Source organism: Leifsonia sp. KNZ13-11D (genome assembly GCF_056754895.1).
The window spans coordinates 1,890,122-1,903,413 of record NZ_JBPGWU010000001.1 but is presented as its reverse complement, the minus strand read 5'-3'; the positions used below and the strand labels follow the sequence as shown (position 1 = coordinate 1,903,413).

13 protein-coding genes are annotated in these 13,292 nt (G+C 70.8%); 4 read left to right on the top strand and 9 right to left on the bottom strand.

Translation table 11 applies throughout. The features are described 5' to 3' along the window. Positions 1–13 precede the first annotated feature (13 nt). Positions 14–823 (top strand): aminotransferase class IV, encoded by an 810-nt coding sequence (locus tag ACR9Y5_RS09530; protein WP_481297737.1) that lies wholly within the window; start codon positions 14–16, stop codon positions 821–823. A 12-nt stretch (positions 824–835) separates the two neighbouring features. Here the strand turns inward: ACR9Y5_RS09530 and cydC are convergent, their stop codons facing one another. From cydC to ACR9Y5_RS09510, 4 genes are read right to left on the bottom strand one after another with little or no spacing between them, the layout of a single operon-like run. After that, complete coding sequence (gene cydC, locus ACR9Y5_RS09525; protein WP_481297736.1) at positions 836–2,509, bottom strand: thiol reductant ABC exporter subunit CydC; 1,674 nt, start codon at positions 2,507–2,509, stop codon at positions 836–838. Continuing rightward, the gene (cydD, locus tag ACR9Y5_RS09520; RefSeq protein WP_481297735.1) at positions 2,499–4,178 is read right to left on the bottom strand and encodes a thiol reductant ABC exporter subunit CydD; all 1,680 of its coding nucleotides are present in this window, start codon (positions 4,176–4,178) and stop codon (positions 2,499–2,501) included. Before cydD ends, cydC begins: the two co-directional genes overlap by 11 nt. Before the next feature lies 1 nt (position 4,179). Next, positions 4,180–5,211, bottom strand: coding sequence for a cytochrome d ubiquinol oxidase subunit II (gene cydB, locus ACR9Y5_RS09515; protein ID WP_481297734.1), 1,032 nt, complete (start codon positions 5,209–5,211; stop codon positions 4,180–4,182). Positions 5,212–5,224: 13 nt separating this feature from the next. Further along, the gene (locus ACR9Y5_RS09510; protein WP_481299548.1) at positions 5,225–6,637 is read right to left on the bottom strand and encodes a cytochrome ubiquinol oxidase subunit I; all 1,413 of its coding nucleotides are present in this window, start codon (positions 6,635–6,637) and stop codon (positions 5,225–5,227) included. Between the two features lie 90 nt (positions 6,638–6,727). Here ACR9Y5_RS09510 and ACR9Y5_RS09505 point away from each other — a divergent pair, with 90 nt between their 5' ends. The 3 genes from ACR9Y5_RS09505 (at position 6,728) to ACR9Y5_RS09495 (ending at position 9,005) form a co-directional block, all read left to right on the top strand. After that, positions 6,728–7,096 (top strand): BlaI/MecI/CopY family transcriptional regulator, encoded by a 369-nt coding sequence (locus ACR9Y5_RS09505; RefSeq protein WP_481297733.1) that lies wholly within the window; start codon positions 6,728–6,730, stop codon positions 7,094–7,096. Continuing rightward, positions 7,093–8,049 (top strand): M56 family metallopeptidase, encoded by a 957-nt coding sequence (locus tag ACR9Y5_RS09500; RefSeq protein ID WP_481297732.1) that lies wholly within the window; start codon positions 7,093–7,095, stop codon positions 8,047–8,049. Before ACR9Y5_RS09505 ends, ACR9Y5_RS09500 begins: the two co-directional genes overlap by 4 nt. Positions 8,050–8,327: 278 nt before the next feature. Next, positions 8,328–9,005: a DedA family protein gene (locus tag ACR9Y5_RS09495; protein ID WP_481297731.1), complete on the top strand. Its 678-nt coding sequence runs from the start codon at positions 8,328–8,330 to the stop codon at positions 9,003–9,005. 7 nt (positions 9,006–9,012) lie between these two features. Here ACR9Y5_RS09495 and ACR9Y5_RS09490 read toward each other — a convergent pair whose 3' ends face one another. The 5 genes from ACR9Y5_RS09490 to ACR9Y5_RS09470 all read right to left on the bottom strand — a co-directional run bounded on the left by ACR9Y5_RS09490 (position 9,013) and on the right by ACR9Y5_RS09470 (position 13,243). Then, entirely contained in the window at positions 9,013–9,939 is a 927-nt protein-coding gene (locus ACR9Y5_RS09490; protein ID WP_481297730.1) for an ABC transporter substrate-binding protein, read from the bottom strand. 66 nt (positions 9,940–10,005) lie between these two features. Then, the gene (locus ACR9Y5_RS09485) at positions 10,006–10,743 is read right to left on the bottom strand and encodes an ABC transporter permease (protein WP_481297729.1); all 738 of its coding nucleotides are present in this window, start codon (positions 10,741–10,743) and stop codon (positions 10,006–10,008) included. Continuing rightward, entirely contained in the window at positions 10,740–11,429 is a 690-nt protein-coding gene (locus ACR9Y5_RS09480) for an ABC transporter permease (protein ID WP_481297728.1), read from the bottom strand. Before ACR9Y5_RS09480 ends, ACR9Y5_RS09485 begins: the two co-directional genes overlap by 4 nt. Then, entirely contained in the window at positions 11,426–12,325 is a 900-nt protein-coding gene (locus ACR9Y5_RS09475; protein WP_481297727.1) for an ABC transporter ATP-binding protein, read from the bottom strand. The genes ACR9Y5_RS09480 and ACR9Y5_RS09475 overlap by 4 nt, the downstream gene beginning before the upstream one ends. A gap of 261 nt (positions 12,326–12,586) precedes the next feature. Continuing rightward, a complete protein-coding gene (locus tag ACR9Y5_RS09470) occupies positions 12,587–13,243 on the bottom strand; it encodes a TetR/AcrR family transcriptional regulator (protein ID WP_481297726.1) in 657 nt (218 codons plus the stop codon). Positions 13,244–13,292 lie beyond the last annotated feature (49 nt).

Sequence of the window (13,292 nt, the reverse complement as noted above, 5' to 3'; positions counted from 1 at the left end):
CTAGCCTAGGCGAGTGGATGCGCGCACAACGGAACCCCTGACGACCCTCGCCGACTGGGCGGACGGCGAGCTGCGGATCCGCGACGACTGCGAGGTCGTCGAGACCGAGCTGCTGGCCGCGGACTCCTTCCTGGTCCGGCACGGTGCTGCCCTCGCCCTGCGGCTGCACCGCTCGCGCTTCTCCGACACGGTGCGCGAGCAGGGGTACGACGGGGACGACGTCGCCGGATTCTGGGAGGCCGGGGTCGCGGCGCTGCCGCGAACGGGCGTCTGGTTCCCTCGGTTCGAGCTGGTGCGCGTGCGGGACGCGCTCCGGCTGCGCGTGCGGGTGCGCCCCGCGCCCGACCTGACCGACCGCCTGGTGGTGGCGACGGCGGACCGCGACCCGCGCCGGGTGCCGCATCTCAAGGGACCGGACATCGGACGTCTGAGCGCGGCGCGTCAGGCCGCGCAGCGCAAGGGTGCTCAGGAGGCCGTGCTGCTCGACGACGGACGGGTGGTCGACGGGGCAACCACCGCGCTGCTGTGGTGGCGCGACGGCACGCTGTTCACGCCGCCGCTCGCACTGCCGCGGGTCGACAGCGTCGCCGCGCGGACCGTTCGCGGGATCGCCGCGGCGGTCGGCGTGCCGGTCGACGAGGAGGAGGTGCGGCCGGCGCAGCTCGACGGCGCCGTGGTGTGGGCGGTGAACGCGCTGCACGGCATCCGGGCGGTCACGGCCTGGGTCGACGGCCCGGCCCTTGCTGTCGACCCCGCGCGGACCGACGCCTGGCGTGCACGCTTCGCCGCGCTCGCCCGGCCGCTGCCCGAACCGGAGGCCTAGGCCGCCGGGCGGTCAGGCCACCAGCCGCCCGTCCTCCATCCGCAGGCTCCGGTCGATCAGCTCGCCGGGCACCTCGGTGTGCGAGATCAGGAGCACGGTGCGTCCATCCTGCTCCGCTGTGGTCAGCACATCGCGGACGATCCGGTCGGCCACCGCGGCATCCACGTTGGCGGCCGGCTCGTCGACGATGAGCACCGGGAAGCCGGCGAGCAGCGCCCGCGCGAGCGCGATGCGCTGGGCCTGGCCGCCCGAGACCAGGGCCCCGCGCTCGCCGACGCGGGCGGAGAGTCCGCCGCGTTCGAGCACCCAGTCCCGCAGCCCCACCCGGTCCAGCACGCCGAGCAGCTCGTCGTCGCTCGCGGTGTCGCGGGCGAAGAGCAGGTTCTGCCGGATGTCCGCGTCGAAGACGTGCGGTCGCTGCTCCACGAGGCCGACCGCCCGGCGCACGTCGTCCTGGCGCAGGCCGCGCGTCTCGCAGCCGCCCAGCAGGTAGCCGCCGTCGTGGTCGAGCAGCCGGGTGAGGACGTGCGCGAGCGCCGTCTTGCCGGCGCCGGTGGGGCCGGTCAGCAGCACGCGCTCGCCGGGGGCCAGGCGGAGCGTGAGATCGCGCAGCACCGGCGAGTCCGCACTGGGCCACTGCGCCGAGAGCCCCTCCAGCCGCAGCTCGGGCACGTCGGGACCGGCGAAGGATGCGGCATCTCGGGCATCCACGGGGATGCCGTCCGGCACGCCGACGGGAGCGGTCGCGGCGATCCGCTCGGCGCTCGTGCGGACGCGACGCCAGGCGCCCAGAGCCAGCGGCAAGGCCCCGAAGACCTCGAAGACCGCGAGCGGCAGGAGGGCGATCACCGTGAGCGACGGCGCGTCCAACGTCCGGCCAACAGCGGGGACGCCGACGACCAGGGCGCCGAGCGTGGCCGCACCGGCGAACAGGGACACGGCTCCCGCCGTGACGCCCAGCCCCACGGCACGGCGGCGCGCGACGGAGGTCAGCCGCTTGCTCGCCGCCCGCACCCGCTCCTGTGCTCCCGTCAGCGCTCCGAACGCCGTCAGGACGTCCAGATTGCTCACCAGATCGTGCAGTGCGTCGTTCAGCGCCGCGCGGAGCGGGGCGATCCGGCGCTCGGCCGTGCCGGTCGCCCACCGGTCGACCAGCACGCCGGCCGCGAGGGCGCCGGCCAGAGCGACGGCGAGCACGACGGCTGCTGCCGGGAGCACCAGCGCAGTGACGACGACGCTCCCCGCCACGACGATTCCCGCCGTGACGAGCGGCTGGACGACGCGCAGTGACAGGTTCTGCAGCTCGTCCACGTCGTCGGCCAGCCGGGTGAGCAGGTCGCCCGAACGGACGCCGCGCAGCCCGTCCGGAGCGAGCGGCTCCAGGCGCCGGTACAGGCGGGCGCGCACCGTCCCCAGCTGGCGGAACGCCGCGTCGTGGCCGGACAACCGCTCGAGGTACCGGAAGAAGGCACGGCCGAGGGCGAAGGCGCGCACGCCCACGATCGCCAGCGAGAGGTACAGCATCGCCGGCTGCTCGGACGCGCGGGTGATCAGCCAGGCGGACACGCCCAGCAGCGCGACGGCGCTGCCCCCGCTCAGCACGCCGAAGGCGATCGCCGTCCAGAGCCGCCTCGCCGGTGGGAGCGCGAGCCGCAGGATGCGCCGAGCCTCCGGATCAGCCGACATGCGCCGCCTCCTCCTGATGTGCCTCCAGCGTGATCACCGAGTCGGCGGCCGAGGCGACGGCCTCGCGGTGGCTGACCACGAGCACCGCGATGCCCTCCGCGGCGATCCGGCGCAGGCGTACGACCAGTCGATCCTCGGTACGCGCGTCGAGGGCGGAGGTGGGCTCGTCGAGCACGAGGATGCGGCAGCCGCGCGAGCGCAGCCGGTACAGCGCGCGGGCGACCGCCACCCGCTGCGCCTGCCCGCCCGACAGCCCGCTGCCGCCCGCGCCGACGGTCGTCTCCGGGTCGAGCTCGTCCGCAGCGGCGTCGACGAGCGCGCAGGCCACCAGCTCGGCGTCCGGCTGAGCGTCGCCGAGCGCGACGTTCTGCGCGATCGTTCCGGCGAGGAGCCGGGGACGCTGACCGGCCCAGGCCACCGCCTCGCGACGTCCGTCGGCATCCACGCGCCCGTCCGCGACGATGCTGCCCGCGAAGGGCGCGAAGCCCAGCGCCGCCGCGAGCAGCGTCGACTTGCCGGCGCCGCTCGGCGCGCGCAGCACCGTCAGCTCGCCCGGCAGCGAGGTCGCGGAGAACCCCTCGAGCACCGTCCGCCCGTCGTAGCCGACGCTCACTTGATCGAATACCAGTCCCGCGCTTCCCGGGGCCACGGCGCTCCGGGCGGCGCCGTCGCGCCGTGTCACGGCGTCATCCGGCGCCTCCGCTTGCGCCGCCGTCTCCGCTTCCTCGATCACCGCGAAGGCCCGCGCCGCCGCCTCGATCCCCTCCGCGGCCGCGTGGTACGACGCGCCGACGTTGCGGAGCGGCAGGAACGCCTCCGGCGCCAGGAGCAGCACGAACAGGCCCACCGACAGGTCGAGGGAGCCGCCCAGCAGCCGCAGGCCGATCGTCACCGCGATCACCGCGACCGACAGGCTCGCCGCCAGCTCCAGGACGAAACCCGAGAGGAACGACATCCGCAGCACCCGCATGGTGTGCACGCGGTACTGCTCGCTCACCTCGCGGATGCGCGCCTCCTGGCGGTGCTGCCGCCCGAACAGCTTGAGGGTCGGCAGCCCCGCGACGACGTCGAGGAACCCGCGCGACAATCGCGAGAGCGCCGTCCACTGCCGCTGCTGCGCCGCCTGCGTCGCCCATCCGACCAGCACCATGAAGACCGGGATGAGCGGGAGCGTCACCATCAGGAGGATCGCGCTGGTCAGGTCCCTCCAGCCGATCGTCAGCACCAGCAGCGGGGTCGCGACCGCCGTGCCGATCAGCTGCGGCAGGTACTTCGCGAAGTAGCCGTCGAGCGCGTCCATGCCCCGACCCGCGATCAGGGTGAGATCGGCGCTGTTGCGGCGGGAAGTCCATCCCGGACCCAGCCGGCCGACGGCCGTGACCAGCCGGTGGCGCAACTGGCCGACCGCTCGCGCCCCTCCGCGGGACGCCACCGCGTCGACCGCCCACAGCAGCACCGCGCGGACGGCGACGACGACTCCGAGCAGCACCAGAGTCCCGCTCAATTCGGGCAGCTGCTCCCCCGCGATCGCACGGACCACCACGTCGGTCACCAGCCACGCGAACGCGATGATGGATGCGGTCTGCAGCGCCGCGAGCACGGCGCCGGCCGCCAGCGTGCCGCGCGTGGCGGACGCGTAGCGGAGCAGACGCGGGTCGAGCGGGCGCATGTCAGACCGTCACGCTGGGACCGACGGGCTCGGCCGGTTCCTGCGGGATGTGGTCGCGCGTCACCCGCTTGCGGAAGATCCAGTAGGTCCAGCCCTGGTACACGAGGATCAGCGGCAGCGAGATCGCCGCCACCCACGTCATGATCGACAGCGTCGTGTCGGAGCTCGACGCGTTCGCGATCGTCAGGCTGTTCTCCGGGTTCGGCGACGATGGCATCACGTCCGGGAACAGCGCCGCGAACAGCGACACCACCGCGAGGGCGATGGTCGCCGCCATGAAGCCGAACGACCAGCCCTCGGCGCCGCGCAGGTTCGCGATCCAGGATGCGACGAGCGCGATCGCCGCGAAGAGTGCCAGGGCCAGGAACACCGGCGAGAAGTGGGTCACCGCGGTCCAGCCCAGGAAGGCCGCGGCCACGACCACCGCGAGGGCGCCGGAGACGGTGGCGAGGCGCCGCGCCCTCCGGCGCAGGTCGCCGTCGGTCTTCAGCGACAGGAAGACGGCGCCGTGGGTGAAGAACAGCAGCAGCGTCGTCAGGCCGCCGAGCAGGGCGTAGCCGTTGAGCAGGTCGAAGAACGTGCCCGTGTAGTCGTGGTGCGCGTTCAGGGCGACGCCCTGCACGATGTTCGCGAAGGCGACGCCCCACAGGAAGGCCGGAAGCGCGGAGCCGACCACGATCATCCCGTCGAACCACCTCTTCCAGCGCTCGCCGGCGCGCTGGTGCCGGTACTCGAACGACACCCCGCGCACGATGAGGGCGAGCAGGATGAGCAGGAGCGCCAGATAGAAGCCGCTGAACAGCGTGGCGTACCACTCCGGGAACGCCGCGAAGAGTGCGGCGCCGGCCACGATGACCCACGTCTCGTTGAGGTCCCAGACCGGGCCGATGGTGTTGATCATCACGCGGCGATCGACGTCGTCGCGGCCGAGGAACGGCAGCGCCATCCCGACCCCGAAGTCGAAGCCGTCGAGCACGAAGTAGCCGACGAAGAAGAACGCGACGATGCCGAACCAGAGAACTGCGAGATCCATTGCCGTGCTCCTCCTAGTAGACCGTCGCGACCGGGATGGGCTCGCCGGCCTCGTCGAGATGCTGGTCGATGTCCTGCGGGCCCTTCTGCGCCGCCCGCTTGATGAGCAGGAACTCGACGACCGCGAGCGTGCCGTAGACGGCGGTGAACGCGATCAGCGAGATCAGCACCTCCAGACCCGTCGTGCCGGGCGAGACGCCGTCGGCGGTCTTCATCAGGCTGAACACGATCCACGGTTGACGGCCCATCTCGGTGAAGATCCAGCCGACGATCATGGCCAGGAGGGAGAGCGGCATCGCCCAGATCGCGATTTTCCACATCCAGGCGCGGGCCGGGCTGCGGCCCTTCCGCGTCAGCCACAGGCCGACCACGGCGATCAGGACGTGCAGCATCCCGAGCCCGATCATCCAGCGGAACGCCCAGTACGTGACCCAGATGACCGGTGTGTAGTCGCCGGGGCCGTAGAGCTGCGTGTACTGGGCCTGCAGGTCGTTGATGCCCTCGACGGTGCCGTTGAGGCTGTGCGTGGACAGGAACGACAGCAGGTACGGGATGCGGATCGAGAACAGCTCGTGCACCCCGTCCGGCGTGCCCAGCGTGAAGATCGAGAAGGATGCGTCCGCGCCGGTCGACGTCTTGTAGAGCGCCTCGGCGGCCGCCATCTTCATCGGCTGCGTCTCGACCATGGCGAGGCCCAGCTGGTCGCCGCTCAGGACGGTGCCGATCGCGGCGCCGACCATCAGCCACAGGCCGAACGTGAGGGCGGGGCGCATCGTGTCGAGGTGCCGGTTGCGCGACAGGTGCCAGGCGGCCACCGCGATGATCAGGCCGGCCGACACCATGAAGCAGCCGAAGATCGTGTGCGGGAACGCCGCCAGCGCCACCTTGTTGGTGAGCACTGCCCAGAGGTCGGTGAGCTCTGCCCGGCCCTTGGCGGGGTCGAGGCGGTAGCCCACCGGGTTCTGCATGAAGGCGTTCGCCGCCAGGATGAAGTACGCCGACAGGATGCTGCCCACCGAGACCACCCAGATCGTGGCGAGGTGCAGACCCTTGGGCAATCGGTCCCACCCGAAGATCCAGAGGCCGATGAAGGTCGCCTCCAGGAAGAACGCCAGCAGTCCCTCCAGCGCGAGCGGTGCGCCGAAGATGTCGCCGACGAAGCGGGAGTAGTTCGACCAGTTCATGCCGAACTGGAACTCCTGCACGATGCCGGTGACGACGCCCATGGCGAAATTGATCAGGAAGATCTTGCCGAAGAAGTGGGTCAGCTGCAGGTAGTGCGGCTTGCCGGTGCGGTACCAGGCGGTCTGGAAGACGGCGGTGCAGGTGACCAGGCCGATGGTCAGCGGCACGAAGAGGAAGTGGTAGATGGTGGTGAGCCCGAACTGCCAGCGCGACAGCAGGAGCGGGTCCAGCAGTTCGTTCACGTGCATCCCTCCGATTGTTCTACACAACGTAGAACTTCGACTTCTACAGAGTGTAGAACATTCTCAGCCGGTTCGCGCTACCCTGGAGACGTGGCCAATCTGGGTGAACTCGAACGGGCGGTGATGGACGCCCTGTGGGACGGTGACGCCCCCCTCAGCGCAGGCGACCTCCGCGACAGGCTAGCGGCGGCGCGAGACACCGGAAAGGCACCGGCGCTGACCACGGTGCTCACTGTGCTCTCCCGCCTCGAGGCGAAAGGATTCGTCGGCCGCGACCGCGACGCCCGCCCGCACCTCTACTATGCGGCCCTGTCGCGCGCCGGGCACGTCGCCGATCTGATGCGCGAAGTGCTGGAGTCGTCCTCCGACCGCACCGAGGCGCTCGCCTACTTCGTCGGCTCGGTCGACGAATCCGAGGCCGAGGTGCTGCGGCGCCTCCTGGCCGACCGCAGCGTGTGAGCACCGACCCGGCCGCGCCGCTCGCCGGCGCGATCTTCCTCGGCGCGCTGGCCGTCGCACTGGCCTGGCCCGTGCCGCTGCTCCTCGCCCGCGCGAAGTGGCCGTCCGCCGCGCCGACGCTCGCCGTGGCGCTCTGGCAGTCGATCGCCCTCGCCGGGGGCATCGCGATGATCGGCTCCCTGCTGCTGGCCGGGCTCGAGCCGTTCGGCGACGACCTGTGGAGCCGGATCGCCGGAGCCGCAGCCTCCCTCTTCCACGGTCCGCTCCCGCCGGGGGTCAGCCTCCTGAACGCGTTCCTGCTCAGCGCGGCGGTGCTCCTGACCGCGCACCTCGTGCTCAACCTGGCACTCACCTCGGTGCGCAGCCGCAACCAACGGCACCGCCACATGGAGCTGCTGCGCCTGCTCTCCTCCCCGCTGCCCGACGTTCCGAGCACCAGGGTCATCGACCATCCCGCACCCGCCGCCTACTGCCTGCCCGGCGCACGCAGCGTGACCGTGCTGTCGGAGGGCATGATCGAGCTGCTCTCCCCCGCCGAGCTGGATGCCGTGGTCGCGCACGAGCGCGCCCACCTGCGGCAGAAGCACCACCTGCTGCTGGACGCGTTCCGCTCCTGGAAGCGCTCGCTCCCCTGGTTCCCGATCGCCACCCGGGCGCAGGATGCGGTGGCCCTGCTGCTCGAGATGCTGGCCGACGACACGGCGCGCCGCACCTCCGGGGATGCGGTGCTCGCCCAGGCGATCCGGCTCGTGGACGCGACCGGTCCTGCCGGCGCCGCGCTCGGCGCCCCTAAGGACCGGCGCACGCCGGAGCAGCGGCGCGCGGCCCTCGTCGCGCGCGAGGAGCGCCTGACGGACGGCCGGCGGACCGTCGGCCCGGTGCTCCGTGCGGGCGTCGTGACGGCGACGGTGCTCCTCGTCGTCGTGCCGCCCCTCGTGATCCTGCTGAGCTGACGCCTCGCGCGCTCTCGTCGCGCCCGATGCCGCGATTTGTGCCACATCGCGGAACGCGAGTGAAGCGACATTCGTGACGAATGTGGCCTATTGCCTCGCCGGAGCCGCCATTCGTGACGAATGTGGTCTTTTGCCTCGCCGGAGCCGCCATTCGTGGCGAATGTAGCTCGCAGACGCGCGAAAGCCCAGCGGCGGCTCAGGCGCCGGCCAGCGTGCGGCCAGCGTGCGGCCAGCGCGCGCCGCTACGCTGCGGGTATGCCGAGACGTGAGCCGTCGACATGAACGATGCACTGACCTGGGTACTCGACCTGGTGCAGAGCGTGGACCCGTCGCTGCGGACGCTGCTCGCCGGGCTCGGCATCCTGTTCGAGACGTCCATCCTGGTCGGGCTGGTCGTTCCCGGCGACACCATCGTCCTGGTGGCTGCCACCGGCGTCGGCGGCCCCGTGGAGTACGCGGCCCTGGTGGCCGCCGTGATCGTCGGCGCGCTCTGCGGGGAGTCGATCGGCTTCGCGTTGGGCCGGTGGTTCGGGCCGCGCATCCGGGTCGGCGCCCTCGGTCGGCGGGTCGGCGTGCGCAACTTCGACCGTGCCGAGGCCTACCTGGCCCGCCGGGGAGGCGTCGCGGTGTTCCTCTCGCGCTTCCTGCCGGTGCTGCACTCGCTCATCCCGCTGACCGTCGGGATGAGCCCGATGCGGTACCGCACGTTCCTCGCGTGGACGGCGCCCGCGTGCGTGCTGTGGGCGTTCGCCTACGTCAGCGTCGGCTCCGCGGCGGCGGGGAGCTACCGCGAGCTGTCTCAGGACCTCCACGGCGCCGGCTACGTGTTCGTGGCGGTGATCGCCGCCTTCCTGGTGGTGGTGTTCGTGGTCAAGAAGGTGCTGTCCGCGCGCGAGGCGCGGCACATGGAAGCGGCGGCCCGGGAACCCGGACCGCCGCTCGATGAGGCCGAATAGCCTTCTGCTACTTGATCGGGTGCTCCTGCAGCCACTTCTTGGCGAGCACGTCGGGCTGCGTCTTGCTGGAGCCCTGGTTCTCGCCGTTCAGGTCGATCAGGTCGGAGGTGGTGAGTTCCTTGGAGACCTTGTTCAGGACATCCTTGACCTTCGCCGACGCCTTCGAACTGTTGATCAGCGGCACGATGTTCTGGGCCGCGATCAGGTTCTTCGGGTCCTTCAGGGTCACGAAGCCGTTGTCCTTGATGGCCGGTGTGGTCGTGTAGATGTCGGCGAGCTGCACGTCGCCGTTCTTCAGCGCGGCCACGGTCAGCGGGCCGCCCGAGTCGCTGATCGGCTTGAGCGTCGCGGTGACGCCGTACGCCGACTTCAGCCCCGGGATGCCGTACGGGCGCGTCGCGAACTCGGGGTTCGCACCGACGGTGAGCGGGTCGGTGACCTTCTTGAGGTCGTCGAGGCTCGTGACGCCGTACTTCTCGGAGAACTCCTTGGTGACGTTGTACGAGTCGGCGTCCTGCGCCTCCGACTGGTCGAGCACCTCGTACCCCTTGGGCAGGGCGTCGTTGAGGGCGGCGTAGACGTCGTCGCTGGAGGTGGCGGTGCTGTTCTTGTCGTAGAACTGCAGCAGGTTGCCGCTGTACTCCGGGATGAGGTCGATGGAACCGTCCTGCAGCGCCTTCAGGTAGACGTCACGCTGGCCGATGCTCGGCTTGTACGCGACCTTCACGCCGTTGGCGGCGAGGGCCTGGCCGTAGATCTGCATGAGGATCTCGGACTCGCCGAACGCGGCGGAGCCGACCGTGACGGTGTCACTGGACGATGAGGCGGAACCGGTGCTGAACGCGCCGCCCCCGGAGGAGCAGGCGCTGAGGGCGAGCAGCGCCCCGGCGGCGAGCACGCCGGCCGCGAGGCGGCTCTTCTTCGATGCGAACATGATCTTCTCTTCTCTTGGGTGCTCCCGGTCGGGGAGGCTGGTGTGCTGGGTTCGGACAGGACGGGTTCAGGTCGTTGGGGCGCCTTCCGGCACCGGGCGGGCGGCCGGGCGGCCGCCTTCTGCGCTGTCGCGGACGCGTCCGGCGGTGACCCCGCGCGGCACGACGAGACGCTGGACGATGGCGAACAGGCCGTCCGCCACGAGGGCGAGGGCGACCACGATGATGGAGCCGCCCAGGATCTCCGGGTAGTTCTGCACGGCGATGCCGTCGAAGAGGAATCGGCCGAGGCCGCCGACCGGCAGGATGGCCGCGACCGTCCAGGTGGCGATCACCTGCAGCCCGCCCGAGCGGATGCCTCCGATCACGAGCGGCAGTGACAGCGGCAGCTCGACCTTCGTGAAGACCTGCCACCCGGTCATCCCGATCGCGCGCGCCGCGTCGATCGGGGCGCGGTCCACCGACTCCAGCCCCGAGTAGGCCCCGGCCAGGATGGGCGGGATCGCGAGGATCGTCAGCGCGATCAGCGGCGGGACGATGGTCAGGTTGGTCGTGAGCAGCGCCAGGTAGATGACGAGACCCAGCGTCGGCAGGGCCCGCAGGGCTCCGGAGACGCCGACCGCGAGCCCGCGGAACCGGCCCGTGTGGCCGATCGCGAACCCGATCGGCAGGGCGATGATCGCGGCGAGCAACAGCGTGAGCAGCGAGTACACGATGTGCTCGCCCAGGCGCGCGGGGATGCCGCTCGGCCCGGACCAGTTGGCCGGGTCGCCGATCCACCCGAAGGCGGCCAGGATGTCGGTCATGCGCCGGTCACCGCCCTCATCGCCGCGCGCCGGCTGAGGCGGGCGGCGCGCCGGTCGGATCGCGTCCACGGCAGCAGCAGGCGGCCGAGTCCCACGAGGATCAGGTCGAAGACGAGCGCCACCACCATGATGAGGATGATGCCGACCGCCACCTCCTCGGTGTACGACCGGTTGAGGCCGTCCGTGAACAGATAGCCGAGGTTCGGGACGCCGAGAAGCGCTCCGACACTGACGAGGCTGACCGTGCTGACCGACACGACGCGGAGGCCCGCGAGCAGCACCGGACCGGCCAGCGGAAGCTCGACGGACCAGAAGCGGCGCCAGGCCGAGAATCCGACGGCGGTCGCCGACTGCAGCACATCGCCAGGCACGGAGCCCAGCGCGTCGGCCGTCGTGCGCACCATCAGAGCGAGCGCATAGATGCTCAAGGCCACCACGACGTTGAGCGGCGACAGGATCTGGGTGCCGATCAGCGCGGGCATCGCGAAGAACAGCGGCAGCGACGGGATCGTGTAGAGGATGCCGCCGATCGTCAGCAGCACGCCGCGGCTCCAGCGGAAGCGGTTCGCCACCCACCCGATGGGCAGCGACACCACGAATCCGATGACGATCGGTAGAGCGGCGAGCCACACGTGGGAGACCGTGAGATTCCAGACCTGGCCGAGGTTCGACCACAGAAAACTCACGACGCGTCCTCACCCTGCGCCGGAGCACCCGCGACCGAGACGGTCGCGGCCTTTGCCTCGGAGGGGACGGCTGCGCCCTGCGGCGAGCCGGCGAGCACGCCTGCGGCACGCCCATCGCTGTCGACGAGCACCGAACCGGTCGGGGTCTCCTCGACGTGCAGTGCGCGCCGGCCGCGGTCCGCGCCGACGAACGACGCGACGAAGTCGTCGGCCGGGTCGGCGAGGATCTCGGCGGGCGTGCCCTTCTGGGCGACGATGCCGCCCTTGCGGAAGATCACGACCTGGTCGCCCAGCTTGAAGGCCTCGTCGATGTCGTGGGTCACGAAGACCACCGTCTTGTCGAGGTCGCGCTGCAGGTGCAGCAGCTCGTTCTGCAGGTCGTCGCGGACGATCGGGTCGACGGCGCCGAACGGCTCGTCCATGAGCAGGATGTTCGGGTCGACCGCCAGCCCGCGGGCGACGCCCACGCGCTGCTGCTGGCCACCGGAGAGCTGACTGGGGTACCGGTCGGCGAGCGACCGTTCGAGGCCCACCGTGTCCATGAGCTCCAGCGCGTGCTCCCGCGCCTCCTTCTTCTTGACGCCCTTGAGCAGCGGCACGGTCGCGATGTTGTCGACGACCTTGCGGTGAGGGAGCAGCCCCGAGTTCTGCATGACGTACCCGATGGAGCGGCGCAGAGCGACCGGTTTGAGCGAGAGCACGTCCTGACCGTCGATCTCGATGGACCCGGACGTCGGATCCACCATGCGGTTGATCATCCGCAGGATGGTCGTCTTACCGCTTCCGGAGGAGCCCACCAGAACGGTGATCCGCCGCGACGGGATGACGAGCGAGAAGTCGTCGACGGCGAGCGTGCCGTCCGGGAAGCGCTTCGTCACGTCGCGGAACTCGATCACGAGAGCTCTCCCCGGATCGGGGTCGCTACGCGATCGGAATCGCTCCTGGGGGCGGGGGCGTGTGCGGCCATCTCCTCCACCCAAACAAAACCGTGCGGTTTTGGCAATGAAAAGAGACGAATCGTGACGTCCAGGGTCGGTCGCATTCCGGCCCCCCTTCGTTCGGTGATGTGGCCGTTCGGCGTGCGCGCTCTGTTCGGAGCGCTCACCTGTATGGATGGCAACTTGCCACCCACCACCGACATTCCCGCCCGGGCGGAATCAGTGCTGCGGATCGAAGCGCCGCTCGAGATACTCCTTCGCCACGGTCCTCGCCTCGGAGATGTAGCGCTCGTCGCCGTTCGGGTCCTCCACGAAGGCCCGGTTGATCAGGGAGTCCATGATCTCGACGACGACGTCGAGACGGAACGCCAGGTCGTCGCCGGCGGGCAGCCCGTACTCGTCGGACAGGATCCGGGCGAACTGGCCGGCGAAGCCGGCGTCGCGCACGACCTCCTCCTCCGAAACGCCCGCCCGCTCGGCGTCGGCGAAGCGGATGATCCGGAAGCCCGGCTCGGTGCGGAACATGTCGACGAACGCGTCGATCGCGGCTTCGACCGCGTTCCACCAGTGCTCCGGGGACTGCGCGTCGATCGCCTGCACGACGGAGTGCCGATAGCGCAGGAGAGCGCGGTCGCGAAGGGCCTGCAACAGCACGATGCGGTCCGGGAAGTATCGGTAGACGGTTCCGATGGAGGCTCCGGCCCGCTCCGCCACCATGGCGGTGGTCAGCCGGTCGAATCCGATCTCATCCACGACGGCCGCGGCCGCGTCGAGCAGCGCGTCGATTCGCGCAGCGCTGCGCTCCTGGATGGGCTCCGTGCGGACGAGCGGTGCTCCGACCGTGCTCTGTCCGGCCACCAGATCGTTGATGGGCACGAGGGCGACTCCTTTTCTCAGTCGAACAAGGCGGTGTTTCGGGTCCCCA